This window comes from Micromonospora sp. KC721 (genome assembly GCF_004348355.1).
GTDB lineage: Bacteria > Actinomycetota > Actinomycetes > Mycobacteriales > Micromonosporaceae > Micromonospora.
In genome coordinates this window covers 1-25,869 of sequence record NZ_SMJY01000016.1, presented here as the reverse complement: position 1 = coordinate 25,869, position 25,869 = coordinate 1, and the positions used below count along the sequence as shown (strand labels likewise).

Annotated in this window: 28 protein-coding genes and 1 tRNA gene; 12 read left to right on the top strand and 17 right to left on the bottom strand. The window is 72.2% G+C overall.

What is annotated here, in order from left to right; all coding sequences use genetic code 11:
• The first annotated feature begins 464 nt into the window (after nucleotides 1–464).
• Nucleotides 465–647 carry an AlpA family transcriptional regulator gene (locus E1182_RS05080; RefSeq protein ID WP_043720382.1) on the top strand — a complete coding sequence of 61 codons (183 nt, stop codon included), beginning with the start codon at nucleotides 465–467 and terminating at the stop codon, nucleotides 645–647.
• A complete protein-coding gene (locus tag E1182_RS05075) occupies nucleotides 647–1,843 on the top strand; it encodes a site-specific integrase (protein WP_132261459.1) in 1,197 nt (398 codons plus the stop codon). The genes E1182_RS05080 and E1182_RS05075 overlap by 1 nt, the downstream gene beginning before the upstream one ends.
• Before the next feature lie 50 nt (nucleotides 1,844–1,893).
• Here the strand turns inward: E1182_RS05075 and E1182_RS05070 are convergent, their stop codons facing one another.
• The 9 genes from E1182_RS05070 to E1182_RS05030 form a co-directional block, all read right to left on the bottom strand.
• A complete protein-coding gene (locus E1182_RS05070; protein WP_243706038.1) occupies nucleotides 1,894–2,949 on the bottom strand; it encodes an MrcB family domain-containing protein in 1,056 nt (351 codons plus the stop codon).
• Nucleotides 2,950–3,237: 288 nt separating this feature from the next.
• Nucleotides 3,238–3,311: transfer RNA gene (locus E1182_RS05065), tRNA-Pro, on the bottom strand.
• Nucleotides 3,312–3,409: 98 nt separating this feature from the next.
• Nucleotides 3,410–4,171 (bottom strand): TIGR03943 family protein, encoded by a 762-nt coding sequence (locus E1182_RS05060; protein ID WP_132261457.1) that lies wholly within the window; start codon nucleotides 4,169–4,171, stop codon nucleotides 3,410–3,412.
• Complete coding sequence (locus E1182_RS05055; RefSeq protein WP_132261456.1) at nucleotides 4,168–5,226, bottom strand: permease; 1,059 nt, start codon at nucleotides 5,224–5,226, stop codon at nucleotides 4,168–4,170. Before E1182_RS05055 ends, E1182_RS05060 begins: the two co-directional genes overlap by 4 nt.
• Nucleotides 5,227–5,507: 281 nt before the next feature.
• Nucleotides 5,508–6,485, bottom strand: coding sequence for an ATP-binding protein (locus tag E1182_RS05050; protein WP_132261455.1), 978 nt, complete (start codon nucleotides 6,483–6,485; stop codon nucleotides 5,508–5,510).
• A 51-nt stretch (nucleotides 6,486–6,536) separates the two neighbouring features.
• Nucleotides 6,537–7,655, bottom strand: coding sequence for an LLM class flavin-dependent oxidoreductase (locus E1182_RS05045; RefSeq protein WP_132261454.1), 1,119 nt, complete (start codon nucleotides 7,653–7,655; stop codon nucleotides 6,537–6,539).
• Entirely contained in the window at nucleotides 7,645–8,037 is a 393-nt protein-coding gene (locus E1182_RS05040) for an SCO5389 family protein (RefSeq protein WP_132261453.1), read from the bottom strand. The genes E1182_RS05045 and E1182_RS05040 overlap by 11 nt, the downstream gene beginning before the upstream one ends.
• A 156-nt stretch (nucleotides 8,038–8,193) precedes the next feature.
• On the bottom strand, nucleotides 8,194–9,159 hold the full coding sequence (locus tag E1182_RS05035; RefSeq protein WP_165942519.1) for a cellulose binding domain-containing protein: 966 nt from the start codon (nucleotides 9,157–9,159) through the stop codon (nucleotides 8,194–8,196).
• Between the two features lie 201 nt (nucleotides 9,160–9,360).
• Nucleotides 9,361–10,581 (bottom strand): CdaR family transcriptional regulator, encoded by a 1,221-nt coding sequence (locus E1182_RS05030; RefSeq protein WP_132261451.1) that lies wholly within the window; start codon nucleotides 10,579–10,581, stop codon nucleotides 9,361–9,363.
• 83 nt (nucleotides 10,582–10,664) lie between these two features.
• On the opposite strand from E1182_RS05030, the gene E1182_RS05025 reads away from it, so the two are divergent.
• Both E1182_RS05025 and E1182_RS05020 read left to right on the top strand, forming a co-directional pair.
• A complete protein-coding gene (locus E1182_RS05025; protein ID WP_132261450.1) occupies nucleotides 10,665–11,756 on the top strand; it encodes a ferredoxin reductase in 1,092 nt (363 codons plus the stop codon).
• Between the two features lie 13 nt (nucleotides 11,757–11,769).
• Nucleotides 11,770–12,912: an acyl-CoA desaturase gene (locus tag E1182_RS05020; protein ID WP_132261449.1), complete on the top strand. Its 1,143-nt coding sequence runs from the start codon at nucleotides 11,770–11,772 to the stop codon at nucleotides 12,910–12,912.
• A gap of 106 nt (nucleotides 12,913–13,018) precedes the next feature.
• On the opposite strand, the gene E1182_RS05015 is transcribed toward E1182_RS05020, so the two are convergent.
• A complete protein-coding gene (locus E1182_RS05015; protein ID WP_132261448.1) occupies nucleotides 13,019–13,597 on the bottom strand; it encodes a dienelactone hydrolase family protein in 579 nt (192 codons plus the stop codon).
• A 270-nt stretch (nucleotides 13,598–13,867) separates the two neighbouring features.
• Here E1182_RS05015 and E1182_RS05010 point away from each other — a divergent pair, with 270 nt between their 5' ends.
• On the top strand, nucleotides 13,868–14,770 hold the full coding sequence (locus E1182_RS05010) for a hypothetical protein (protein ID WP_132261447.1): 903 nt from the start codon (nucleotides 13,868–13,870) through the stop codon (nucleotides 14,768–14,770).
• A gap of 64 nt (nucleotides 14,771–14,834) precedes the next feature.
• Here E1182_RS05010 and E1182_RS05005 read toward each other — a convergent pair whose 3' ends face one another.
• The 3 genes from E1182_RS05005 to E1182_RS05000 form a co-directional block, all read right to left on the bottom strand.
• Entirely contained in the window at nucleotides 14,835–15,446 is a 612-nt protein-coding gene (locus E1182_RS05005; protein WP_132261446.1) for a phosphatase PAP2 family protein, read from the bottom strand.
• Between the two features lie 60 nt (nucleotides 15,447–15,506).
• Nucleotides 15,507–15,674 (bottom strand): hypothetical protein, encoded by a 168-nt coding sequence (locus E1182_RS30885; protein ID WP_165942518.1) that lies wholly within the window; start codon nucleotides 15,672–15,674, stop codon nucleotides 15,507–15,509.
• A gap of 95 nt (nucleotides 15,675–15,769) precedes the next feature.
• Nucleotides 15,770–16,477 (bottom strand): spermidine synthase, encoded by a 708-nt coding sequence (locus tag E1182_RS05000; RefSeq protein WP_243706042.1) that lies wholly within the window; start codon nucleotides 16,475–16,477, stop codon nucleotides 15,770–15,772.
• A 186-nt stretch (nucleotides 16,478–16,663) separates the two neighbouring features.
• Between E1182_RS05000 and eccB the strand changes: the two genes are divergently transcribed.
• A complete protein-coding gene (gene eccB / locus E1182_RS04995; protein ID WP_132261444.1) occupies nucleotides 16,664–18,043 on the top strand; it encodes a type VII secretion protein EccB in 1,380 nt (459 codons plus the stop codon).
• 28 nt (nucleotides 18,044–18,071) lie between these two features.
• Here the strand turns inward: eccB and E1182_RS04990 are convergent, their stop codons facing one another.
• On the bottom strand, nucleotides 18,072–18,686 hold the full coding sequence (locus E1182_RS04990; protein ID WP_207921275.1) for a methyltransferase domain-containing protein: 615 nt from the start codon (nucleotides 18,684–18,686) through the stop codon (nucleotides 18,072–18,074).
• Nucleotides 18,687–18,943: 257 nt separating this feature from the next.
• Between E1182_RS04990 and E1182_RS04985 the strand changes: the two genes are divergently transcribed.
• Nucleotides 18,944–19,354 (top strand): DUF2267 domain-containing protein, encoded by a 411-nt coding sequence (locus tag E1182_RS04985; RefSeq protein WP_132261442.1) that lies wholly within the window; start codon nucleotides 18,944–18,946, stop codon nucleotides 19,352–19,354.
• A gap of 24 nt (nucleotides 19,355–19,378) precedes the next feature.
• Here E1182_RS04985 and E1182_RS04980 read toward each other — a convergent pair whose 3' ends face one another.
• Nucleotides 19,379–20,617, bottom strand: coding sequence for a hypothetical protein (locus E1182_RS04980; RefSeq protein WP_132261441.1), 1,239 nt, complete (start codon nucleotides 20,615–20,617; stop codon nucleotides 19,379–19,381).
• Nucleotides 20,618–20,674: 57 nt separating this feature from the next.
• Here E1182_RS04980 and E1182_RS04975 point away from each other — a divergent pair, with 57 nt between their 5' ends.
• On the top strand, nucleotides 20,675–21,157 hold the full coding sequence (locus E1182_RS04975; protein ID WP_132261440.1) for a type II toxin-antitoxin system PemK/MazF family toxin: 483 nt from the start codon (nucleotides 20,675–20,677) through the stop codon (nucleotides 21,155–21,157).
• A 17-nt stretch (nucleotides 21,158–21,174) separates the two neighbouring features.
• On the opposite strand, the gene E1182_RS04970 is transcribed toward E1182_RS04975, so the two are convergent.
• On the bottom strand, nucleotides 21,175–21,825 hold the full coding sequence (locus E1182_RS04970) for a GGDEF domain-containing protein (protein WP_132261439.1): 651 nt from the start codon (nucleotides 21,823–21,825) through the stop codon (nucleotides 21,175–21,177).
• A gap of 271 nt (nucleotides 21,826–22,096) precedes the next feature.
• Between E1182_RS04970 and E1182_RS04965 the strand changes: the two genes are divergently transcribed.
• Both E1182_RS04965 and E1182_RS04960 read left to right on the top strand, forming a co-directional pair.
• The gene (locus E1182_RS04965) at nucleotides 22,097–22,336 is read left to right on the top strand and encodes a DUF397 domain-containing protein (protein ID WP_132261438.1); all 240 of its coding nucleotides are present in this window, start codon (nucleotides 22,097–22,099) and stop codon (nucleotides 22,334–22,336) included.
• 187 nt (nucleotides 22,337–22,523) lie between these two features.
• On the top strand, nucleotides 22,524–23,348 hold the full coding sequence (locus E1182_RS04960) for a helix-turn-helix transcriptional regulator (RefSeq protein ID WP_132261437.1): 825 nt from the start codon (nucleotides 22,524–22,526) through the stop codon (nucleotides 23,346–23,348).
• A gap of 7 nt (nucleotides 23,349–23,355) precedes the next feature.
• On the opposite strand, the gene E1182_RS04955 is transcribed toward E1182_RS04960, so the two are convergent.
• The gene (locus E1182_RS04955) at nucleotides 23,356–23,997 is read right to left on the bottom strand and encodes a phosphotransferase (RefSeq protein WP_132261436.1); all 642 of its coding nucleotides are present in this window, start codon (nucleotides 23,995–23,997) and stop codon (nucleotides 23,356–23,358) included.
• 305 nt (nucleotides 23,998–24,302) lie between these two features.
• Here E1182_RS04955 and E1182_RS04950 point away from each other — a divergent pair, with 305 nt between their 5' ends.
• Nucleotides 24,303–25,088 carry a DedA family protein gene (locus E1182_RS04950; protein ID WP_132261435.1) on the top strand — a complete coding sequence of 262 codons (786 nt, stop codon included), beginning with the start codon at nucleotides 24,303–24,305 and terminating at the stop codon, nucleotides 25,086–25,088.
• Nucleotides 25,089–25,207: 119 nt separating this feature from the next.
• Nucleotides 25,208–25,869 (top strand): SRPBCC domain-containing protein (locus E1182_RS04945; protein ID WP_207921274.1); only part of this gene is annotated, 662 nt, incomplete at its 3' end.

Sequence of the window (25,869 nt, the reverse complement as noted above, 5' to 3'; positions counted from 1 at the left end):
CCTGCGGAGATTCAACCGATAGAACATGTCCGATCTCCGCATCTCCGCACGATCTTGCGGAGATCACCGTCGGTTGCGGAGATGGCCACCACCATCGACCGTCAATCTCCGCAACTGTTTGCCCAGCTCACAGCCACCTTTGCGGAGATGCGGAGATGCGGAGATGGTTCAGCCCTCCCCGCAACAAGCGGCGGCAACCCGCCGCCGACCCGCGCAGACCGGCCCGCTCAGAGCCACACAGAGACTCCGGCCATGAAGACACCAGCCCATCGAAGATCTTGCCTCAACGGCGCTCTCAGTGGTCGCTCTATCGCCTGTTGAGAGCGTCGCCCCTCTGTCCAGCGCAGTACCCGCCCGCACCCGGAAAGGCGTTCACCGTGCGACTCGTGCCGCAGAATCAGCCCGCAGACACGACCGACCGCCAGGAAGGAAGCAACGTCATCCGCCTCTCTCCCAAGCCGTTCATGTCCACCGAGGAGCTTGCCGAACTGCTCGACGTCGACCCGTCGACCATCCGGCGGTGGCGCACGCTCCAGCCCCTGCAAGGACCGCCCTTCATCCAGATCTCCGACCGGGTAGTGAAGTACGCGACGGCCGACGTAGAGCGTTGGCTGTCGGCCCGTCGTGTCTACCCGCAGGCGGCCTGATGGCCTCGCCTCAGCAACCACCGATCGGCGTGCGCCTGGCCGCCGATGTCGAGCACCGGCCCGGCCGCGATCGGCCCTACCGGGCGCGGGTGCGGTGGACCGACCCGACCAGCAAGCGCCGGCTGTCCAAGTCAACGACGGTCGGTACCCCGGAAGAGGCGCAAGCCTGGATCGACGGCATGGTCAGCGCTGCACAGGGTGGCGTCGACCCGATCGCCGCTACCAAGCGGCTCACGGAGTACGGCGAGAGCGTGATGACGCTGGCCCTACGCGGCTTGGAACGCAAGACGCTTGATCCGTACCTGGCGGGTTGGCGCAAGCGGGTGGTGCCGACGCTCGGTCACATTCCCGTTCGCATGATTACCAATGGCGCGGTCGACCGGGCGGTTCACTCCTGGATCGCTGACGAATGCAGCCGATCTACGGTGAAGAACAGCCTCGCTGTGCTGGTCCGGGTGATGGAACAGGCCGTGCGCGACGGCATTATCCCGCGCAACCCGGCGCAGGTCACCGGGTGGCAACGCGAGTACCAGCGAGCCGCAGACGAATTGGACGACCCCCGGTCGCTGGCGTTGCCTGACTGGGAATCCCTGATCGCGCTTGCCGGCGCGCTGGTCGAACGGTCCGCGAACGGCTTCACCGGGTGGGCCGATGTGGTGATATTCGCAGCCTGCACAGCGGCACGAATCGGCGAGGTCTCTGGAGTGCGGGCCGAGGACATCGACCGGGAAACGTGGATGTGGACGGTACGCCGGCAGACCACACCCAGCCCCGGCGGCCTGATCGACAAGGGCACCAAGGGAAAGCGCGCACGGACCGTGCCACTGATCGAAGAGGTACGGCCGATCGTCGCTCAGCGCCTGGACGCGGTGTCCACGCCCGATGCCCGGCTGTTCACCGGTCCGCGTGGCGGCCGGATCAGTACCGCCGTGCTGCGAGACGCGACGCATTGGGATGAAGTTGTCACCAAGCTGGGATACGAGCACCTACGCCGGCACGACCTACGGCACACCGGCCTTACCTGGATGGCTGACGCAGGCGTGCCGGTGCACGTCCTACGGAAGATCGCCGGACACGGATCGCTGACCACGACCCAGCGGTACCTACACCCGGACCGGCAGTCGATTACGGATGCGGGCGCAGCTCTCAGCGCTCACCTCGCTCGCAAACGCATCCCGCAGCTGCGCGCGGTCTAACCACTGCGGCGCCCGCCAGTCCGAGAGGAGAGGCGGGCGCCGCAGTGCGTTTAGGTCATGTTGGGGCTCGGCGGCACCGCCGCGGCGAGCAAGCTGTCTCCGCCGGTCGGTGCACCTCCACGCCACTGAGCACCGTCGCGCCAGATCGCTTCGATGCCCAGCGACATCAACAGATCCACTAGAGCATCGCCGACGGGTTCGGAGAACAACGCGACCAACGAGGGATCAGGCCGTCCGTTCTCTCGGTAGCAGAAGTGCCGGTAGGAGAAAAGCTGTCCGATAGCGTCGCGGACTGCATGCTCCGCATTCACTCCTACCGTCTTTACCTCCACTAGCCAATGTTTGCCCTGGCCCTCGACTGTGAGATCGCAGGGGTGCGCGTTGTTAGCTGGTATCAGCCCAAGGCTCTTGGCTTGCGCCGCAAAGTCGTTGAGCAGCGCTTCATGGCGAGGCTTACGCTCTTGGAGGTACGCCTTCATGCGGGCTCGGTAGTCCGCGGGTGTCTTTGGACGGAACGCAGGCGGCTTGGGCTTGAACTTCGGCTTCGACTTCTCCGACTCGGCCGTCGTTTCAATCAGCCCGGGCTCAGTCGCTAAGACTTCGCGCTTAATCGCTACGCAGGCGTCGTAGAGCGCGAGGAACCGCGTGAGGTCGGCTCGCAATATCTGCTCGTCTGGCAGCTGCGTTGGATCGTACTCGATTGCGGCTATGTTGCCCTCTTCATAGCCGCAGGGCAGGAACCGATTCCGCGGCGCCCCCAGTTCGATCGTCTCGGCCAGCCCGGCAAGGGCCTCGTCGCTTAGATGTTTACGCATGAGGTTGCTTTCGTTGCGTAGCACTGCCAGCGCGGCCCGATCTTGGGCCACACCCCTCAGACCCTTCTCACCAGCCCTGCGTTGGTGCTGGGTCGCGCCTTGGTTCATGCTGAGATAGACCCGGGACAGGTCCTTCCGAAACAGGTAAACGACGTAAAGGCCTTCCTGCGCGGTTGTCGTGACGTCGGGGTCAAGCACCGCGATCCAGGGCACGACGGGCAAGCTCTGACCCGCGCCGCTGGCGAGCACTTTCATCCCCGGCGGCACTAGGGGAGACAGCTCGCGTCGCACCTTCTGTAAGTGTCGCTGAGCCGGCTGGTCCCTCCCTTGCGAGTGGTCGTAGGCGTTCGTATGCACACCGCGCAGTGCTTCCCCGAGATCCATATCAACGAATCCTAGGTTGGGTGGACGACATCCTTAGTCGGCCGATCGCGTGTTGTCCGGCTACTCCCAGCGCCTGTTGGTCCCCGATTGGTCCCCAACCCAACGAGGCGGTGGCCGCCAAACAGCCTGTTTCAGCTCACGGAAGAAGGGCCGTCACCAGGGGAAACAGCCCCAGGTGACGGCCCTTCCGTGCTGTCGGGACGGCCGGATTCGAACCGACGACCCCTTGACCCCCAGTCAAGTGCGCTACCAAGCTGCGCCACGTCCCGATGCTCCCGCGTGTTGCTCCCCGCGGCAGCCGGTACAGCTTAGCGCAAGATCCTCGGTACGCGCGCACAGCCCCTACCGCGTCGCGGCCCGGAGCCGGTCACTCGTACGGGTCGCGGGGGGCCGGCACCTGCCGCCAGCTCTCCACCTCCAGGTACGGGATCTCGAAGTCGTTGATCGGGTCTCGCCCCATCCGGCTGGTGTAGCGGCCGGTCACCTCGATCCAGGTGTCGTCGGCGAGCCCGGTGGGGGTGTTGCCGCCGCTCAGCCCGACCTTGGTGGGCAGGCCGTCTGCGGCGCAGCAGGACAATCGCATCCGAGTCAGGATGGGCTGCTTGTCCGCCCCGGCGACGGTGAAGCCGGTGACCCGGACCCGCCGGTCGCCGATCGACTGCCCCTTGTCGAACACGGCACGGACCGCGTAGTCGTACACCGTGATGGTGGCGGGATCACCGTCGGGCAGCGGAGGGTACTCGGGGAGCCCGCCGGCGGCCAGCGAGGTGCCGGACTGGTTGGCCGCGTACGCGCCAAGGGCCGGCGGGGCGACCAGCAGCAGGCCGAGCGCCGGCAGGATCAGCAGCCAGGCCACCCGCGGTTCGTGGTGAGCGTGCCCGTGGTCGTCGTGGTCGCTGTGCGCGGCATCAGTGGCGGGAGAGGACGTGGCGGGAGAGGACCGGCGCAGGGCGGGCCGCATCTCGTACCAGAGGGTCATCACGGCGGCGGCGATCAGCAGCAGACTGGCGGCGATCAGGAAGGGACGCAGCCCCTCCTTGACGTAGCGCAGGTACAGGTCGGAGAGGCTGGCGCGTAGCACCGCCCCGCCGAGCAGCAGCAGGACGCACGCCTGGGCCTGACGGTTCACAGCAACACCATCCCGGTGACGGCGGCGACGATGACCGCGACGACGAACGTGGCCGGGGCGAACCGGGCGGCGAAGCCGCGCCCGAAGATCCCGGCCTGCATGGAGATCAGCTTGAGGTCGACCATCGGTCCGACCACCAGGAAGGTGAGCCGGGCGGTCAGCGAGAACTGCGACAGCGAGGCGGCGACGAAGGCGTCCGCCTCGGAGCAGATGGACAGCAGAACGGCGAGCACCGCCATCGCCAGCACCGCGAGGACCGGCTCGTCGGCGAGGGCCTGCAGCCAGCGTTCCGGCACCAGGACGTTGATGCTGGCGGCGGCCGCCGCACCGATGACGAGGAAGCCGCCGGCGTGCACGATGTCGTGCCGCACGGCCGACCAGAACGCGACGCCGCGGCGGGCGTCGTCCAGGTCGGGCCGGTGCGGCAGGCGGATCCAGTCGGTACGCCCCAGCCGCAGCCAGAGCCAACCCATGATCACGGCGACGATCAGGCTGGCCACGGCCCGGCCGAGGACCATCTCCGGGTTGGCGGGGAAGGCCACCGCCGTGGCGGTGAGCACGATCGGGTTGATCGCCGGGGCGGCGAGCAGGAACGCCAGCGCGGCGGCCGGGGTGACGCCCCGGCGGATCAGCGAGCCCGCGATCGGTACCGACCCGCACTCGCAGCCGGGCAGCACCACCCCGGCGGCGCTGGCCACCGGCACGGCGAGCGCGGGATGGCGGGGCAGCGCCCGGGCCCAGAAGGACCGCGGGACGAAGACCGCGATCACCGCCGAGAGCAGCACCCCGAAGACCAGGAACGGCACCGCCTGCACCATGACCGAGACGAAGACCGTGGTCCAGGTCGCCAGCGAGGGCGCGGAGAGCAACGCGGCGAGGGGTTCACGCAGGGCGATGAGCAGGATCAGCAGCGCGGCGAGCACCTCCACCGAGCCGATCCGGTCGGTGAGCCGGTTGCGGGGAGGTCCGGTCGGTGCCGGTGCCGGTGCCGGTTCTGCGGTCGCGGGAGGTGCCCCGCCGGGATCGACGGTGCCGGTGTGTTCGGGTGCGACCACGTTCTCTCCGTTCTCACCACCAGGGCTGGGCGGCCGGGTCCACGGTGGTCACGGCACACTCGCCGACGAACCTGCTGCGCCGGCGCCGGGCGGGGCCACAGTGTATCGAGCGGCATCGCCGGCCACGAGAGGCCAGTACGGGCGCGAAGCGACGCGGGGTGCCGACATTTCGGTGCGGGGTGATGCCGGTCGGCGCGGGAAGGCGGGCCGGGGTGGCGTGGCCCGCGTCGTGTTCCCCGGCGGTTGCGAGGGCGGGCAGGGCAGCTACCCGCCCTCGCGGCTCAGACCGGGGTCGGGGCGACGGACCGGATGGCCGCTGGGCCCATCACGAAGTCCGGGTCGATCTGGGCGGTCAGGTCCGTCCCGGCCCGCTCGTTGGCCCAGGCCGCGGCGTTGCGCCGATGGAACTCGTGGGCGTGCCGGGTGAACGCCGCCCAGTCCTGCGCGGTGGCGTCGACCTGGTCGACCAGCCGGTCCAGCACCGCGCGGTTGGCCGGTTCCAGCTCGTCCAGCGGGCCGACCGTGCCGCGCTCGGCCCGCCGTACGTAGGCCGAGCGGCTGAGGTGGCCGAGCAGGTCGGCGCCGACGTGCTCGCGCAGGAAGGCCAGGTCCGCGTCGTCCTCGACCTTGTTTCCGATCACCGAGAGGGCGACGTCGTAGTCGCGGGCGTAGGCGGCGTACTGGCGGTAGACGCCGACGCTGCGCAGGGTCGGCTCGCAGACCAGGAAGGTGCGGTCGAAGCGGGTGAACAGGCCGGAGGCGAAGGAGTCCGCCCCGGCGGTCATGTCCACCACCACGTACTCGCCGGGGAGGTCGACCAGATGGTTGAGGATCAGCTCCACCGCCCCCACCTTGGAGTGGTAGCAGGCGACACCGAGGTCCTGCTCGGTGAACGCACCGGTGACGGCGAGCCGGACGCCGCCGACCTCGCGCACGTGCGCGGTCCAGACGGGGTTCTCCTCGATCACCCGTAGCAGCCGCGAGCCGGCCCCCGGCGGGGTGGTCTTGACCATGGCCGTCGCCGAGCTGATCCGCGGGTTTCCGCCGCGTAGGTACTCCTTGATCCGGGGGAGCCCTTCGCCCAGCGGGGGCAACCCGGCTGCCTGTTCCGCCGTCGCGCCGAGCGCGGCGGCCAGGTGCTGGTTGATGTCGGCGTCGACGGCCAGCAGTGGACGGCCGGTCGCGACGAGGTGGCGGGCGACGAGAGCGGCCAGCGTCGTCTTGCCGCTGCCGCCCTTGCCGACGAATGCGATCTTCATCGTCCCTGCTCCCGCACTCCAGTAATGGGAACCGTTTCCATGATGGTGACTCTAGTCGGCCGTCCCGGCCGGTGTGACGGAAGCCCCCATCGTGTCGTTTGTCGGAATCGCGGCGGAGCTGCCGGTGGCGCCGGTCCCGGCTTGCAGCACCTCGGCGGCGAACCGGTCGATGGTCCGCAGGGTCCGGCCCCGATCGGCGGTGGCCTCCACCATGAACAGCAGATGCCGTACGCCGGGCAGGGCCGCGGCGCGGGCCACGGCCGCCCGGCACCGGACGGGCGCACCCACCGGATGGATGTCGATCAGGTGCTCGGTGTACCGCAGGGGATCCCGGCCCGGCCCGGAGGAGCCGTCGATGCGCTGGTGTTCCGCCGCGCCGGCCAGCAACCCCGGTAGCCCCGCCCGGACCGCCCGGGCGGCCTGCTCGTCGCTGTCGGCCAGGTACGCCAGATGCGCGCTGGCGTGCGGCACCCGGCCGGGGTCGTGGCCGTGCCGGGCGGCGACCCGCGCGTACCGCTCGAGCATCGCCGCCTTCTCCGGCAGGTCGGCGTGCATCCCCAGCAGCAGCGGGAAACCGTGCCGGGCGGCCAGCTCCACCGTCGGCGGGGAGGTGGCGGCCACCCACACCGGCAGTGCCCGGGTGGGGCGGGGAACCACTGGCACCGGGCGGAACGGGAAGCGGGAGTTGCCGCTCACCGTCGCCGCGCCGGAGGTCCAGCGGCCCAGCACGTCGAGGGCGTCGGCGAAACCGTCGGTGTAGCGGCCCAGTCCGGTCCCGAAGACCTCCAGGTCCACCCACGGGCCGCCCCGACCGACGCCGAGGCGGAACCGGCCCCCGGAGAGCGTGTCGAGCAGGACGGCCTCCTCGGCGAGGGCGACCGGGTGCCGGTCGGAGAGCACGCACGCCGCCGTGCCGACGGTGATCCGGGCGGTGGCGCCGAGCAGGTACCCGGCGAAGGCGGTCGCCGAGGGGCAGACCCCGTAGGACACGAAGTGGTGCTCGGCCAGCCAGACGCCGGCCCAACCGGCGGCCTCGGCCGCCAGGGCGTACGCGTGGGCGTCGGCGAGCGCCTCGGAGTGGCTGGCGCCGGGGTGCTGCCCGGCGAGCAGGAAAAGGTGGGCGTCGACCCCCCACCCTGCCCGCCGGGGCGCCGGGAGGTCAGCAGTCACGCAGCTCGGGGGACTGGTTGAGCAGCTGGCCGCGGGTCGAGACGAACTTCTGGTACGCGTCCGAGCCGACCGCCGACAGCCGGAACGCGGCGACCCGGTGGCAGTTCTGGAAGGCGAGCTTCACCGCGAAGTGCCGCTCCAGGGCGCCCCGGATGGCGTCGCTGGCCAGCGCCCGCAGCAGCTGGCCCCGCTCCGCCTCGCTCGGCGGCGGGACGACGTTGTCGGCGAACTCCGCCTCGGACGACCGCAGGTCGTCGACGACCCCGCTGACCAGCTGCCACGCGTACGGCAGGGAGTCGCGGACGCAGGCGACGAACTCGGCGTCCGACACCGGGCCGGCCTCGGCGGCGTCCAACAGGGTGGGTGGGACGGTGAGCGACATGCACTTCTCCTCGGGTAGAAACGACAACCATTGCCAACCAATCGTGCGCAGTGAGCACACCATGTGACAGAGGGTGTCGTCAACGACCTGACCACCGGGAAACGCCGGACGGATCCCGTTGCCCGGTGCCGGCCGTACCGGCCGAGGGTGACGCGGCTACGGAGTGGGCGGCGGCGGGTCGACCGCGATCCCGATGTACGCCGGAGCCGAGAAGTTGCCCGAACTGTCGAAGGCCCGAACCCGGAACGCGTAGGTGCCGTAGCCACGGGACACGCCGTAGGCGAACGGGGTGCCGACCCAGCTCACGCCGGACACGGTGCCGGACTGCTGCACCTCGTACCCCGCGACGAAGACGTTGTCCCGGGAGTCGTCCCAGGTGATCCGGTAGTGGCCGTCCTGGGGGCCGGTGAGCCGCAGGTTGGTCGGCGTGCTCGGGGGCTGGCTGTCGGGCACCGCGCCCAACTTGATGATGGCGAACGGGGACGCGTTGCCGGCGGCGTCGACCGCCCGGATGCCGAAGGTGAAGACCATCGGCGGCGGGGGCGGCATCGTGTGGCTGGTCTCCGTGGTGGTGGCGATCTGAGTGCCGTTGGAGAAGATCTCGTACCGGTCGACGCCGCGGTCGTCGGTCGAGGCGTCCCACCGGAGGGTGAACGTCTGGCTCCCGGTGCTCGTGCGGGGGTTCGCCGGGGTGGTCGGGGCGCTGACGTCCGGGCGAGCCCCGGCGCAGGGTGCGTTGTTGACCAGGCATGCCTGCGGGGTGCCGGTGCCGGTCGAAACCCAGCCGAAGCTGGTCGAGGCGCCCGGGCCGAGGGTGCCGTTCCACGGCAGGCTGGTGAAGACGTAGCGCGTGCCGACCCGTGCCAGTTCCGCGTTCCAGTGGTGGCTGATGCTGGTGCCGGGCGGCAGGTCGAACTCCACCCGCCAGCCCGCCATCGTCGCCGGCGTGTTGTTGTGGACGGTCATCTTCCCGACGTGGCCGGTCGACCACTCGCTCTCTCTCTCGAAGGCCGCGACGGCCGCGCGGGCCGGCGCGGGCAGGACGGCGACCGCCGCGGCGGCCAGGACCAGTGCCCCGGCGAGGGTGATCCACCTGGCCGGGCGCAGGATCAGCGTCTTCACCCCTAAGACTTTAATGGATGTCGATGTATTTGGGAACTGTGGCCGGTCGGGGTGTCCGGCGTTGCGGAGGCCGCGATCCCGGAACGCCGGTTCGCGGGACTGGGGGCAATCGGCTGGCGCGTTGGCGACCGCGCTGGGCAGCGAGCCGGACCAACCGGCGGCCGAGGCCGGATGGGCCAGGCCGACGGTGGCGGTGGGGCGTCACGACTGCGGCGGGAAGGCCAGCGCCAGGGTCAGGTCCAGCACGGTCGCCGGGTCGTTGAGGCGATCGCCGTACAACTCGCGGACGCGGCCCATCCGGTAGCGGACGGTCTGCGGGTGCACGAAGAGGTCGGCCGCCACGTCGTCGCGCCGCCCCTGGTGCAGCAGCCAGGAGCGCAGCGTCTCGGTGAGCCGCTGGGCGGTCGCCGGGGCCAACCCGGCCAGCGGGCGTAGCACCTGCTCGCGCAGGTCGGCCAGGGCCGCCGGGTCGGTGCCGAGCACCAGTCGGGCCAGGTGGGCCTCGGTGTCCAGCGGGGTCCCGTCCGCCGGCCGGTCCAGGCCGAGCGCCAGCGTGCGCAACACCCGCTGGTACGACTCGGCGACCCGGGTCCACGGCCGGGCCGGGCCCAGCGCGGCCCGGTGCCCGTGCAGCGCGGTGACGAGCCGGCGGCGGCGCGCGCCGTGCATGTCCGGGACGAGCAGCACCGCCGGCTCCTCGGCCAGTTCCACCCCGGGCAGGTCCTCCCCGCTCTCCAGGGTGTGCGGGTTGAGTACGGCGAGCACGGCCCGCAGGTTGCTGCGGGGCAGCACCGCGACGGTGAGCGTCTGCGGGGGCGGCCACTCGGCCCGTTCGGCGCTTCGGCGCAGCACGTCCTCCGGCTCCCCGGCGAGTAGCTGCTGGGCGAGCCGTTCCAGGTAGCGGCGGCGCATCCGGCCGGCACTGGCCAACTCGTCGGCGTGCCCGGCCACGCTGGCGGCCGACAACTCGTCGATGTAGGCGAACAGCAGCTCGGCGAACTCGGCGACGGTCTCGGCGGACAGGCCGTTGCGTACGGCGGTGGTGGAAACCTCCCGCCAGGCGACCCGGGCACCCACCCGGTACGCGGCCAGCAGCGCGTCCATGCTCCGCCCCGAGCGGGCCTCGCCGCTGCCCAGCGCGTACGCGGCCTCCAGCGCCCGGTTCAGTGGGGTGCTCGGGTCGGCATCCTCAACCCGAACCACGAGCTGGAGGAACGTGCCGAGCGCGATGCGTACCGCATTCTCGATCTTGTCGCGCATCTGGCCGGTGAGGGTGCCGGAGTAGTCGGGAACCTCGGCGGTGATCGCGGTGACGGTACGCTCGGCGACCACGGACAGCCGGTCGCGCAGCCGGTCGGCCACCTGCTCGTCCAGCTCCAGGTGGGCCGCCCGGTGGGAGGTGGCCCCGCAGTCGTCGGTCATGTTGTTCACCTCGAACAAGAACCCGTGCCCGATTCACCTTCGCTGGTCAAGATGTTATCCGTACCGGCGACGACCCTGGAGACATGACCACCACCGTTCCGCGTTCCCCGACGCGGACCTCCGTCCGCGACCGGCTCCTCCGGCTCGCCGCGACGGTCACCACCCCGCTGCTGCCGGAGGACTATCTCGACCTGATCGCGCCGCTGCGCGCCGGGGCGGCGCTGCGCGGCCGGGTCCTCGCCGTCGACCCGGAGACCCGCGACGCGGCCACCCTGACCATCCAGCCCGGCCGGGACTGGCGGGGGCACACCCCCGGCCAGTACGTCCGCCTCGGCGTGGACGTCGACGGGGTCCGGCAGTGGCGCGCGTACTCGCTCACCTCCGCCCCCGGGCGCCCCGACGGCCGGATCCGTGTCACGGTGAAGGCCATCCCCGACGGCAAGGTCAGCAACCACCTGGTCCGGCGGCTGCGGCCCGGCACGATCATCCACCTCGACCAGGCGCAGGGCGACTTCGTGCTGCCCGACCCCGCCCCCGCCCGGGTGCTCTTCCTGACCGCCGGCAGCGGCATCACCCCGGTGATGGGCATGCTGCGCGCCGGCGCGCACACCCGCTCGGACGTGGTCGTGGTGCACTCCGCGCCCACCGCCGACGACGTCGTCTTCGGCACCGAGCTGCGGGCCCTCGCCGCGCAGGGCGCGATCCGGCTGCTGGAACGGCACACCGACACCGACGGGATGCTCGGCGTCGACGAGTTGGCCGGGCTGGTCCCCGACCACCTGGAGCGGCAGACCTGGGCGTGCGGGCCGATGGGCATGCTCGACGCGGCCGAGCGGCACTGGAGCGCCGCCGGTGTAGCGCAGCGGCTGCACACCGAGCGGTTCCGACCGACGGTGATCTCCCCGGGCGAGGGCGGCACCGTCACCTTCACCCGCACCGGCCTCACCGTGGCCGCCGACGGCGCCACCCCGATCCTGGACGCGGGGGAGGCCGCCGGGGCGCTCATGCCGTCCGGCTGCCGGATGGGCATCTGCTACGGCTGCGTGGTCCCGCTGCGCCAGGGCGCGGTGCGCGACCTGCGCAACGGCGAACTCACCACCGCCGTCCCCGGTGACGGCGTCCTCATCCAGACCTGCGTGTCGGCGGCGGCCGGTACCTGCGACATCGAACTGTAGACCGGAGGCCGACGTGACCGTGATCCAGAAGAAGCCGGACAACCCGATCGCGCACCTCAGCGCCGCGGACATCGAGATCATCGGCAAGGAGCTCGACGCCATCCGGGACCGGGTGCTCGCCGAGCGCGGCGAGGCGGACGCGCGGTACATCCGCACCGTCATCAAGACCCAGCGGACGCTGGAGGTGGGCAGCCGGGCCGTGCTGCTCTTCTCGCTCTTCCCGCCGGCCTGGGTGGTCGGCACCCTCGGCCTGTCGATCGCCAAGATCCTGGAGAACATGGAGATCGGCCACAACATCCTGCACGGCCAGTACGACTTCATGCGCGACCCGAAGATCCACTCCACCACCTGGGAGTGGGACCACGTCTCCCCGGCCGACCAGTGGAAGCACTCGCACAACGAGCTGCACCACCGGTACACCAACGTGCTCGGCAAGGACAACGACCTCGGCTACGGCATCATGCGCGTCGACGAGGACCAGAGGTGGCACCCGATGCACCTGGGCCAGCCGCTGTGGAACTTCGTCAACGCGTGCTTCTTCGAGTACGGCATCGCCGCCTACGACCTGGAACTGGGCCGCAACCTGCAGAAGGGCCGGCACAGGGACCCGGCGTTCCGGGCCCGGGTCCGCGCCGTCGGCCGCAAGATCCGCCGGCAGGTTCTCAAGGACTACGTGATCCACCCGCTGCTGTCCGGTCCGTCGTTCCTCACCACCCTGGCCGCCACCTTCACCGCGAACCTGATCCGCAACCTGTGGAGCCATTCGGTGATCATGTGTGGACACTTCCCGCAGGGCGTGGAGACGTTCGAGAAGACCTCCATCGAGGGCGAGACCCGGGGCGAGTGGTACCTGCGGCAGATGCTCGGCTCGGCCAACATCAGCGGCAGCCGGCTGCTGCACATCATGACCGGCAACCTGTCGTTCCAGATCGAGCACCACCTCTTCCCCGACCTGCCCAGCAAGCGGTACCAGGAGATCGCCCCGCAGGTGCGGGCGCTGTTCGACCGGTACGGGCTGAAGTACACCACCGGGCCGCTGCCCAAGCAGGTCGCCTCCGCCTGGTGGAAGGTCATCCGCCTCTCGCTACCGAACCGGCGGTCGACGCAGTCGGCCGACGGCGTTCCCGCCCGTAGCCTGGCCCCGACCGGGGCCTGAACCACCGACCACGGCGCCGCCCACCGGGTACCCGGTGGGCGGCGCCGACGTGTTCGGGCAAACCGCGGTCGCCGTGGCCACCACGGCGGTCCGCTGACCGGAGCAGTCAGCCGACGGCGCTCAGGAAGCCCCGCACCCGGTCGACGAGCAGCGCGGCTGCCGCCGGGTCGTAGGACGGCAGGCCGTCGTCGGCGAAGAGGTGCCGCTTGCCGGGGTAGAGGAACAGTTCACCCCGGGCCGCCTCGTCGACCAGCGCGCGGGCGGCGGCCAGGTCGCCCTCGTCGACGAACACCGCGTCGGCGTCCATCCCGTGCACCTGCACCGGCACGCCCGCCGGCCATCCGTCGCCGAACTCGGTGGCCGAAAGGCACGCCTCGACGAACACCGCCCCCCGCGTGCCGGGGCGGGTCTGGGCCAGGGCCTGCGCCGGCAGGACACCGAGGGAGAAGCCCGCGTACACCAGCGTCTCGGGCAGCCCCTCGGCGGCGTGCCGGCCCCGTTCGACGAGGGTGCCGAAGCCGACCTGCTGGGCGTGCGCGACGCCGGCGGCCAGGTCGTCGAAGATCCGGCCCTCGTACAGGTCGGGCAGGTGGACGGTGTGCCCGGCCATCGTCAGGTGCGCGGCGAAGCGGCGTACCCCGGGCGTGAGCCCGAGTGCGTGGTGGAACAGCAGGACCTCGGCCATCGGAACTCCCTCGACCGCGGGACCGCCCCGCGCGCCCACCATGATGGCCGCCGGGTGCGACAACCGGCGGGCGGACCGCGATGGGAACCGCAAGACGGGCAGAAGATGATATGACCGTTCAATCCGGATAGGACCCCTTCCGTCGGCTACTGGCAGTAGTCGGATTTTAGATAATGCCTGGTCGCTTGGTTGCCTACCGTGATCGCACCGTAACGGCACCGGCTGGTCGGCCGACCGGCGCAGCCGCGGGTCATGGAACAGGAGCAACACATGTCAGGTCACACCGGAATCCGGCGCATCGCCGCGCCCACCCTCGTCCTCGTGCTCGGCGCCACCGTCACGGGCGTGGTCGCCGTCCCGAACCCGGCCTCGGCCGCCGTACCCGGCCTGGTGCGGATCTCCGCGGTCAGCGCGAGCAACTCCAACGACTTCCGCAGCGTCACGGCCACCTGCCCGGCCGGAAAGGTGCTCATCGGCACCGGTTACGAGGTCGACGGGGCCACCGGCGAGGTGGTGGTGGACGACTTTACGCCCAACGGTGGCGCGGCCATCGCGCCCACGGCGGTGACCGTGGGGGCGTACGAGGCGGACCCGTTCGCCGGCAACTGGACCGTCACCGCGTACGCGGTCTGCGCCAGCCCGCTGGCCGGGCTGGTCCGCGTCTCGGCGGCGGGCACCACCGACTCGAACGACTTCCACGGCACCACCGCCGCGTGCCCGACGGGCAAGGTGATGACCGGCGCCGGCTTCGAGATAGCCGGTGCCACGGGTGAGGCGGTGGTGGACGACTTCACGCCCAACGGCAGCACGGTCACCGCGCCCACGGCGGTGACCGTGGGGGCGTACGAGGCGGAGACGTTCACCAGCAACTGGAGCCTCACCGCGTACGCGATCTGCGCCAACCCGGTACCCGGGCTGGTCAGGTTCACGGCGGTCAGCGCCAACAACTCGACCGATTCCCGCTTCGTCACCGCGAGCTGCGGCAGCGGTCAGGTGCTGACCGGCACCGGGTTCGAGATGACCGGCGGCACCGGCGAGGTGGTGGTGGACGACCTGCGGCCCAACGGCAGCGCCGCCATCGCTCCGACCTCGGTCACCTCCGGCGCCTACGAGGAGGACGTCTTCGCCGGGAACTGGAACCTGAGGTCGTACGCCATCTGCGCGACCCGCTGACTCGCGAGCCGACGCAACGGGGGTGGGCCGTCCCGGCAGCCGGGACGGCCCACCGTCGTACCACCTAGCCGAGCAGCAGGAACGTCGGCGCGGCGACCAGCACACCGGCCGTCGTGCCGGCGAGCACCTGAGCCGTGGTGTGGTCGCCCAGCCGCACCCGGGACCAGCCGATCAGCGCGACCAGCCCGGCCAGCGTCAGCAGCGCGGGCCCGAACAGGATCACCAGCACGGACACCGAGCCGGCGGAGACCGCCGCGTGGGCGCTGAGCTTCCAGACCTGGTTGACCGCGGTCACCACGAGCAGTACCGCGAACATCACCACCACCATGGCCACCAGCGGTCGGGGTGCGCCCAGCGCCACCAGCACCGCGAGGCCCGCCAGCACCGAGGTCAGGCCGAACAGCAGGGGCTTGCGGCGCTGCTCACGCCGCCCGATGTGGTGGTCGGTGAGCCGGCCGCGCCGCACCTGCCAGAGGATGACCGCGTACGGCACGGCACTGTTGAACAGCACCGCCAACAGTCCCCAGCCGAGGCCGGCAGACAGCGCCGGCGCGGTGGCGTGCACCGCCACGACCAGCGGCATCAGCGCCGCCCACACCGCCGGAGCGAACACCTCTGTGACGACACGGGCCGGACCGGAGCGGATCGGTGCGACTACTGTGGTCTGTGCGGGCATGCCGACACCCTGCCACAGGGGGCCGCCCTCGCCCGGGTGGCAGGGTTCTCCTCGGCCGCGTCAGCGGCCGGCTGAGTGTCGGTGCATCGCCTGCCGTCCGCGGAGGAACGCCAGCACGATCACCGCGATCAACGCGACACCGCCGATGATCGCCAGCCACCGCACCGCCTCCAGGAGCAGTCCCAACAGGATGATCGCGCCGGCGATGACGCCGACGACCCAGAGCATGGCCCGCACACTGCACCTCCCGGGTGACCGCCTGACCCACGTGCGTGCATACCCACGTCGCCAGGCCACATGCCGCGGTCAGGTGGAGAAGCGGTTCAGCGCCGGGCGACGTAAACGGTGTTGGCCGACTCGCCGCCGGTCAACGGGTTGGCGAACCGCACGACGTGGGCCTGCCAGGTGGAGAACACCTCGGCCAACGCCGCGCCGAACCCGTCGTCCGGCGGGTCGTCCGACCAGAGCGCGAACACCCCCTCGGGATGCAGCCCTCGGGCCAGCCGACGCAGCCCGTCGGGGGTGTAGAACGGGGCGTGGCTGGGGTGCAGCAGGTGCCGGGGGGAGTGGTCGACGTCCAGCAGCACGGCGTGGAACCGGCGGCCCGGGTGCTCCGGGTCGAGGCCGGCACCGTTGGCCACCGCGGCGAAGAAGTCGGCCCGCACGAACCGGGTACGCGGATCCGGGGCGAGCCCTGCGGCGAACGGCAGCAACTGTCGCCGGTGCCAGTCGATCACGTCCTCGATCGCCTCGACCACCACCAGGGAGCGGACCCGGGAATCCTCCAGCGCGGTGCGGGCGGTGTAGCCGAGGCCGAGCCCGCCGACCACCACGTCCAGAGCGTCACCCACCAGCGGCGCCAGGCCCAGCCGGGCCAGCTCGATCTCCGCCACCGGGAAGAGGCTGGACATCAGAAACTCGTCGTCGAGCTTCACCTCGAACACGTCGACGCCAACGGCCGGATCGTGGCGGCGACGCAGGCTGATGGCCCCGATCGGGGTTTCCCGCCAGGCCAACTCCTCAAAACGCATGCCCAACCCGGCCTCCCTGCCGTCGTCGTCGTGCCGGATGCTACCCGTGCACCCCTGCCGCGCCGCGTACCTCGACCTCGCGGCTGGCCCCTGGGGCCGGCGAGCGGTGGCGGACGGCGACGCAGGGTCTCCAAGGCATCGACGCACCGCTTATCCTGGCCCCGACGACTCGCCGGAAGGGACGCCATGCCGTCGCGGCAGGACCAGCTCCACTCGTACCAGTTCACCGTCCAGCGGGCGGTCGCCGCGCTGGTCATGCGGGAGACCGACCCGGCGCAGTCCCCGTTTCGCCGGCTGGCCGGCGCCGGCGTCGCCAGCGTGCTGGTGGCGACCATCGCGTTGGGGGGCTTCGCGCTCTACGGCCTGTTCGCCGGCGGCGGCAACAAGTGGCGCGACCCGGGCGCGGTGATCGTGGAGAAGGAGTCCGGTGCCCGGTTCGTCTACCGCGACGGCAAGCTGCATCCGGTACTCAACTACGCCTCGGCGCTGCTGATCATCGGCGCGGAGCGATCCTCGACGGTGCTGGTCTCCCGCCGTTCCATCGCCGGGGTGCCCCGTGGCCTGCCGCTGGGTATCGCCGACGCCCCGGACTCACTGCCCGCGCGGGGGCGGCTCTCGACGGGCCCGTGGACGGTCTGCTCGGTCACGCCGGTCGAGGCGGGCCGGTCGGTGCCCCGTTCGGTGGTGCTGATCGGCCGGGACGCCGACGGCGGACGGTCCACCAGCCAGGACGGGGTGCTGGTCCGGCACCCCGACGGTGGCCTGCACCTGATCTGGGGCAACCGCCGCCACCTGCTGCGCGACACCAGCCGGGTGCTGGCGGCGCTGGCCACCACCCGGGAACGGGCGGTGCCGGTGGCGCCGGCGCTGCTCAACGCGCTGCCCGCCGGTGCCGACCTGGCCCCGCTGGCGCTGCCCGAGCTGGGACGGCGCTCCACGGCGGTGCCCGGCGCGACGGTCGGCGACGTCTATCTGGTCAGTAACTCTGGCGGTGGCCGCCAGTACGCCGTCGTCCAACCCGCCGGTCTGGCCGGCATCACCGAACTCCAGGCGGCCCTGCTGATGGCCCGCACCGGCCAGGGCGAGCCCCAGCCGGTCACCCTGGGTCGGTTCGCTGCCCTGCCCAAGGTGCCGGACCTGGTCCCTGCCGGCCCGACCGCGCCGCCGGCGGTCCCGCCCCGCCTCACCGGTGCTGACGGTGGGCTCTGTGTCCGGGTCGCGGACGCCGGGGAGGTCGACGAGGTACGGGTGGGCGCGGACGTGCCCGACCTGGCCGGGCCGGTGTCCGGCCGCGGCGACGCGGGGGTGCTGGCCGACCACGTGGTGGTCGAGCCCGGTCGGGGAGCCGTCGTCGAGTCCGTCGCCGCGCCGGGCGCCACCGGTGGCGCGGTCTCCGTCGTCACCGACCTGGGCCGGCGGTACGTGCTCGCCGACGCCGAGGTGCTGCGGATGCTCGGCTACCGCGACGTGCGGCCGGTGCGGCTCCCCGCCGGCCTGGTCGATCTGGTGCCCGCCGGCAGCCCACTCGACCCCGCCGCCGCCCGGGCGGTCACCACCCCCGCCTGAGTCGCCGCCCGGATGGACGGCGCGACGGTCAGGGCCGCCGGGCCAGGGTGACGAACTCGTTGTAGGTGAAAAGCTTGCCGAAGAACCGGGGGAATGGGAACGAGTACTGCCGCACGACGGTCAACCCCAGGTCACGGGCCGCCTCCGCGGCCTCGGTGAACCCGACGAACCGGACGTGGGTGGCGTCGCTGGCGTACCCCCGTTCCTGCGGGGTGATGAACACGACGGTGCCGCCGGAGCGGACGAACGGCAGGTAGGAGGCGACCACCTCCCGCGCCTGACCGGCGGGCAGGTGTTCCAGCAGGTGAGCGGCGAGCAACGAGTCGAAGGCGTCCCGTCGGGCGTGCGCGGAGCGGAAGAATTCGTCGACCGTGTACGCCTCGTGCCCGGCGGCCCGGGCATGGGCGATCGACGTGGGATTGTGGTCCACCCCGACCGCGTCGCCACCGAGGTTGGCCAGATTGCGGCCGAGCCCGCAACCCACGTCGAGGGTGCGGCCGAGGTGCAGCCGGCGCAGGTTCCACCGGTACGGCGCCTGCACGTCGAGCCACCGCTTCCAGCGGGCGCCGGCAAGGCTTTGCAGCCGCCGGGTGTAGTCCTCTCCCTGGGTGCTCGCCGCAGTGTCCTGACCGACACGATCCATTCCGGCTCCCTTGCCTGTCGTGGATACGGACGAGGGCATGCTCGGGCACACCCTCTGGCCGACGCGCGTCGCGCGCCGCAGCCTCCCCGTACCCGATTCAGTGGGCCCGTGCACGATGCTACGGAGTGGTCCGGCTTTCGAACAGCCGCTACCGTCCCGGCGTTTCGAGGCGTGGCCGCGCGGATGCGTGGCGTGGCCCGCGGGGCGACGTTCACCGGGCGACGGTTTGCCGCCGGTGCGGCCGGGTACCCGCCCGCGTGCGGTTTCCCCTCTTCGTCGACGCGGTGGCCCGTCGGGCGCAGTTGCGCCCCGAGCAGGCGGCGGCGATCTCCCGGGCCGTGTTGCGCACGGTGGCCGAGCGGGTCCAGGCCGGCGAGGCCGACGACCTGGCCGCGCAGCTACCCGACGAGCTGAGCGCCTACCTCGACGAGTCGACGGGCCCGACCGGGGTCGAGCAGGCCGGCACGTTCGGGCCGGTGGAGTTCCTGCGTCGGGTGGCCGACCGGGCCGGGGTGGAGCCGGCGACCGCCCAGGTCGGCGTCCGGGCCGTCTTCGCCACGCTGCGGGAGGCGGTGACGGTCGGCGAGTTCGAGGACCTGATGGCCCAGTTGCCGGGTCGCCTCACCCGGGGGGTCGAGCCCCCGGAGCCGGGGCCGCGCGACGGGTGAGCCGTCCGCGACCTCCCGGTTCCGTCAGGCCTGCGGCGGGTCCTCCAGATCGGCCGCCGCCGGTTCCTGCGGGTCGGCCACCCAGGCGGAGAAGACCGGCACGCCGTGCCAGGGGCCCGTCCCGCCCCGCCGGTCGACGGCCACCGCCACCACCGCGTACGGGTGGCCGAAGCGCAGCTCGGCGATCCGGGCCACCCCCGGTGGGGGCAGGCTCATCAGCGCGAACGCCCCGGTGACCGCGGCTGCCTCGAAGCCGTACCGGCCGTAGCGGGCCATCGCCGCCTGCCGTACCTCGACGCCCAGATCCGCCACACCGAGCAGCCCACCCAAGCCGCGGGCCACGGCCGGGAAACCGAGCGCCGTGGCGGTCAGGTCGTGTTCGTCCGACGCCGACCAGCAGGGCAGGACGGCCTGGTGCCGCTCCTCGCGGCCGTCGGGGGCGAACGTGTGCACCGGCTCCTCCCGCAGCGACCACGCCGGCCCGTCGCCGAGCGGCAGGTCGAACAGGTTGCGGCGGTCCGCCGGCGCGGCGTCGTCGACCGCGCCGGCGGCCACCTCGTACGCGGCGGCGAGCACGGCGGCCGGGCGGACCGCCGGATCGGCGGCCACCGAGACCACCACCAGCCCCGCGTCATCGCTCGCCACCGCCGGCGCGGCGTGCACCGCGACGTCCCCCGCCGGACCGGTCGACGAGATCCAGGCCCGGTGCCCGTGCTCCGGGGCCCGCAGCACCTGGCCGAGTCGTTGCGCCCACGGGCTGGTCGGGCCCAGCGCCCGGCCGGGGGCGAGGTGGAACGGCTCGGCCCAGGAGATCCGGGTGGCGAGGGCGCTGGCCAGGGCCAGCAGCACCCGTGGCGTGACGGTCAGCGGGAACCGGTCGATCAGGCCCAGGCTGTGTTCCCGCGCCCAGGCGTCCAGGCCGGCCTGGTCCGGCAGCGGCCCGGTGGCCGTGCTCCGGGGCAGCGTGGCACGCCAGGCGGCCAGCGGCGGCGGGTCGTACCCCGTGCGGTGCCAGGCCGCGGTGGCCGACGGCACCAGTGGGTGCGGTGTGTCCACCAGCGCGGCGGCCAAACCGGCGGCGGTGGTCGCGTCGAGGCCGAGGGCGTCGTCCAGTTCGGCGCGGGCTCCGCCGGTGGTGGCCGGGGCGGCCAGCGCGAGCAGCAGCCACGCGCCGAGCGGGGAGGCCACGTGGTGTCGGTCGCCGACACCGGCGTGCAGCCGGGCGGCGTAGCGGGCCAACGGGGTGTGCAGGGTCGTCGTCATGTCCTCCACTGTGCCCACCCTCGCCGTCGCGGTCACCGGCGGGCTAGGCTGCCCGCCGTGGCAGGTCTGTTCAGGAACGTGGCCGCTCGCCTGGGTCAGGTGACCGGAAGGGTGGTGCCGCCGGGCACGATTCCGGCGCAGGTGGCCCGGCGTCGCCAGGTGAGCGCGTTGCAGCGCCGGGAGCTGACGTACGCCCCGGAGCTGGACGGTCAGGCCGATCCCGGTGAGATCGTCTGGACCTGGGTGCCCTACGAGGACGACCCTCGGCAGGGCAAGGATCGCCCGGTGTTGGTGGTGGGCCGGCACAGCCGAACCCTGTTCGGCCTGATGCTGTCCAGTCAGGGTGAGCGCGACGGCCAGCGGCACTGGCTGGCGCTCGGCCCGGGGGAGTGGGACCGGGACAGCCGTCCCAGCTGGGTGCGCCTGGATCGGGTGCTCACCATGCGTGAGGACAGCATCCGGCGCGAGGGCGCGGTGCTGGACCGGGGCCGGTTCGACCGGGTCGGGCAGGCGCTGCGCGCCGGCTACGGCTGGCGCTGACCCGTCCGTACCGCAGGTCAGCACTCGGCCAGGCGTGCGGTTTCGGTGAGTTGTCGGGGGGCCCGGCGACCGGCGACGCCCTTCGCCCGGTACATGGCGGCGTCGGCGGCGCTGAGCGCCTCGGCGAGCTGGCTGGGCCCGGTGACCGGGGCCAGGCCGACCGAGGCGGTGACCCGCAGGCTGCGCCCGCCCAGCGGGATCGGCGCGGCCATCGCCTCGCAGAGCCGTCGGGTGGCGTGGTCGATCCAGCGTCGGTCGACGGTGGGTGTGGCCAGTAGCCCGGCGAACTCGTCCCCGCCGAGGCGGGCGACGAGGTTGTCCCCGGCGAACGCGGTCAGTCGCTGAGCGACGCAGACCAGTACCTGGTCACCGGCGGCGTGGCCGTACCGGTCGTTGACCTGCTTGAAGTCGTTGAGGTCGATTACCACGGCGATCAGCGGTTGCCCGCCCGCGTCGGTGAGCAGGGCCGCCGCGATGCGGTAGAAGGCCCGGCGGTTGGGCAGCCCGGTGAGGGGGTCGTGGCTGGCGGCGTGCCGCTCCGCCGCGAGTTCGGCCTGCAGGTGGGCGATCTCGGCCTCCGCGCGCAGGGCGCGGCGGCGCAGCTGCCACAGGGACACCAGCGCACCCGCCGCGGAGATGCCGGAAGCGACACTCAACGGATCCGGCACGAGACCTCCCTCGCGGCGTCGGCGCACAGCCGGACGGTGTCGGCCCTCGCACGCGGTGCCGGGCCGTCGGTTCTCCTGATGGCTACCGGGTGAGGTAACCGTGAGTGAGCGGGTGGGTACCGCGCACACGTGGGTTATCATGCTCGCTGTCCGATGCAGATGCAATAGCAGATGCACGTGCAGCACAGTCCTTCCGGTGCCGCGCCTCCTCTCGCCGCCGCCCTGTCCACCCGCGACACCGGAAGCCCTTCACCGCACAGAAAGACCGCGCATGCAGCAGCCTGAGAACGGCGTACCGGTCACCCAGCTCCCGCCGCTGCGGTGGCAGAAGAGCCGGCGGAGCAACCCCAGCGGCAACTGCGTGGAGCTGGCCGAGCTCCCGGGCGGGGCCGGGATCGCGGTGCGCAACTCGCGCCACCCGGAGGGGCCGGCGCTGATCTACACGGTGGACGAGATCGCGGCCTTCGTGCTCGGCGCCCGCGACGGGGACTTCGACAACCTCATCGGCTGACCCCGGTCGGTCTCCCCGCCGGCCGAATCGTCCGCCAGTGCGGTACACCTCACGGTCGGCCCATGGCATGCTTACACGTCGGCCGGGTCCGGGGTGGTCGACGGACGTAGGCTGCGCAGGCGGAGGGCGGCACGTGACGATGGCTATCGCGGATGGAGGTCCCGCCACCGGGCCCACCGTGCTCCGCATGCTGCTCGGGGCCCAACTGCGCCGGTTGCGCGAGGCCAGCGGAGTGACCCGGGAGGGCGCCGGCTGGGAAATCCGCGCCTCCGAATCCAAGATCAGCCGAATGGAGCTGGGCCGGGTCGGCTTCAAGGAGCGCGACGTCGCCGATCTGCTCACCCTCTACGGGGTCACCGCCCCCGAGGAACGGGAGGCGATGCTCAAGCTCGCCCGGGAGGCCAACAGTCCCGGCTGGTGGCACCGCTACGGCGACGTGCTGCCCGGGTGGTTCCAGTCGTACCTGGGCCTGGAGGCGGCGGCCTCGCTGATCCGCACCTACGAGGTGCAGTTCGTCCCCGGGCTGCTGCAAACCGCAGACTACGCGCGGGCCGTGGTCCTGCTCGGCCACGGGCACGCCTCGACCGAGGAGGTCGACCGCCGGGTCGAGCTACGGCTGCGCCGCCAGGCGCTGCTGCGCCGGGAGCAGCCGCCGCAGCTGTGGGCGGTGGTGGACGAGGCGGTCCTGCGCCGCCCGATCGGAGGGCTGGAGGTGATGCGCGGGCAACTGGACGCCCTCATCGAGGCGACCCGGGCCGCACACGTACGGCTGCAGGTCGTCCCGTTCGCCGCCGGCGGACACGCCGCGGCCGGAGGCGCCTTCACCATCCTGCGCTTCGGCGACGACGACCTGCCCGACATCGTCTACATCGAGCAGCTCACCAGCGCCATCTACCTCGACAAGCGGGAAGACCTCGACTACTACGCGGTGGCGATGGAACGGCTCTGTGTGGAGGCCGAGCCACCGGAGCGTACGCCGGAGATCCTGGCCCGGTTGCGCGACGAGCTGTAGCCGGGAATCAACCTCGCCCGACCCGCGCCACCAGGGCCGCCGCCCGGGCCAGGGTGTCCGGGCCGTGCGGCCCCGTCCTGGCCCGCAGGGCGACCGCCTCGTCCAGCAGGCCGGCCGTGCCGACCTCGGCCAGGAAGTCGGCCAGCAGTTGCTCCGCCGTCGCGGCCAACGGCTCGCCCGGATCGGTGGCGACCTCCGCGAGGATCAGCGCCGTGGTCGTGGTGTCCAGCTCCGGCGGGCCCTCGGCGGTGTTGCGCCAGTCGATGACGACCGGGGCGTCCTCGGTGAGCAGGATGTTGCCCGGGTGCAGGTCGAGGTGCAGCACCCGGTCGGCCGGGTCGTCAGAGAGCCGGGCCGGCAGGGCGTGCAGCCGCCGGTGCAGGTCGGCCAGGACGTCGGCACCGGTACGTACGTCGATGTCCCCGTCGCGCAGAGCCTCGGTCAGGGTGGGGCCGGACAGCCGGGTCAGTTCCAGCTCACAGCCCTCGGCCCGCCACACCTCGGGCACCGGGTACCCGAGGCGGTGCAGGTATCGCATCACGTCCGCCTCGGGCCGTACGTCCCCGCCGGCGCGATAGCGGCGCAGCACCCGGTGGGCGTCGAGGGCGTAGACGTCGGCGTCCCGTCCGGAGGCGAGCGGCACCGTCACCGGTCCACCGTATGCCCCAGCCGGGCCGCCGCGCTGCCCCGCCCACCCCGGAGGCGGAAAATGCGGTCAACCCAGCGGGGATCGGACGACCTCGCCGGGCTCCGCGTCGGTCCGTACCACCGGCGTGCCGTCCGGCCGCCACCCGCCGCGGCCGCCGGCGGTACGCGGACAGCGGCGGCCCGGGGCCGTCGGGACGCAGGCCGGTGGACGACGGCCGGGGTCAGTGACGTGCGCAGGGCGCCGTTGCTGTGTCGCGGTGGGACACGGCCGTGGTCGAAGGGCGCAGTGCCCCGTAGTTTTGTCGCATGATCCCCACCCCTCCGGCGCTCAGCCCCACCATGGTCCTGTCCGCTTCCGCACCGCCCACCGACGGGCCGGTCGGCTGGGTCACCGGTCTGGTGGAACGGCTCGGTGGACCCGGCGCGGGGCTGGCCGTGGCGCTCGAGAACCTCTTCCCGCCGATCCCCAGCGAGGTGATCCTCCCACTGGCCGGGTTCACCGCCGCCCAGGGTCGGATCAGCCTGATCGGGGCGATCCTGTGGACCACCCTCGGCTCGGTGGTCGGCGCCTGGGCACTGTACGGCATCGGCGCGGCCCTGGGCCGGGACCGGATGCGGGCCGTGGTGGCCCGACTGCCGCTGGTGAAGCTCAGCGACGTCGACCGGACCGAGGCGTGGTTTCTGCGGCACGGCGTGAAGGCGGTGTTCTTCGGGCGGATGATTCCGATCTTCCGCAGCCTCATCTCCATCCCGGCGGGGGTGGAGCGGATGCCGATCGGGACGTTCCTGCTGTTCACCACGCTGGGCAGCCTGATCTGGAACACCACCTTCGTGCTGGCCGGATACCTGCTCGGCGACAACTGGCACCTGGTCGAGGCGTACGCCGGCTCCTTCCAGCGGGTGGTGATCGTCGTCTGTGCGGTCGCTGCCGGCTGGTTCGTGGTCTCCCGGATACGCCGGGCCCGGCAGGCCCGCTCCACCACCCCGCAATCCGGGACGGACCAGGTGTATCGCGGGGTAGTGCCGGTGGACACGGACCAGCCCGGTCGGGGGACGGTCTACCGGACCTCCTCGTGGTCCGGTGGCGACTGACCGTCCGCGTCCGCGCGACGATCGGGGTGCCCGACCGTCCATCGTGGTCTCCACTGTGGTCTTTCGTGGCGGTCGATCCCGTTGCCGCGGCGGGTTGTCGCCGTCCGTACAGTTTCGCCATGACCGACATCAGCGCGCAGGCGGACCTGGCCCACCCGGCCGAGCGGCTCTGGCGTGCGCTGACCCGGCCGGACCTGCTCGTCCGCTGGTTCACCGAGGTTTCTGCGGACACCGGGACGCCGGACCGGCTGCTGCTGCACACCGCCGGTCTGCCGGGCTTCGACGTCGCCGTCGACGTGGAGGTGGTCGAGCACCGCGAGCCGGAGGCGCTCGTGCTGCGCTGTGACGAGGCCGGCCGGCTCAGTCGGCTGACCTGCACCCTGACCAGCACCGTCGAGGGCTGCCGGCTGTCGGTCACCGAATCCCTTGAGCACGGCCGGTGGTCCGTCGGGCAGCGGGCCGACCGGGAGCGCTACTACCAGCACGCGGTCTCGGGGCGGCTGCCCGCCATCCTCGACTGGATGGCCTTCCGGGAGGTCGACCTGCGCCGCGCCGAGGGCCCGGCCACCGTGGAACTGCCGGTGACCCCGCTGTTCGACCAGCCCGCGCGGGATCGCCGCCGGCTGGTCTGGGTCGCCGTCCTGGTCGGGCTCGTGCTCGTCGCCGGGGCGGGGGTGTGGGCGGCGCTGCCGGCACCGCCGCGGCCCGTCGCCGCACCCGGCCCGGTGACTCCGCTCCCGTCCTCGGCGGCCGTGTCGAGCCCGCCAGCCCGACCCACCGC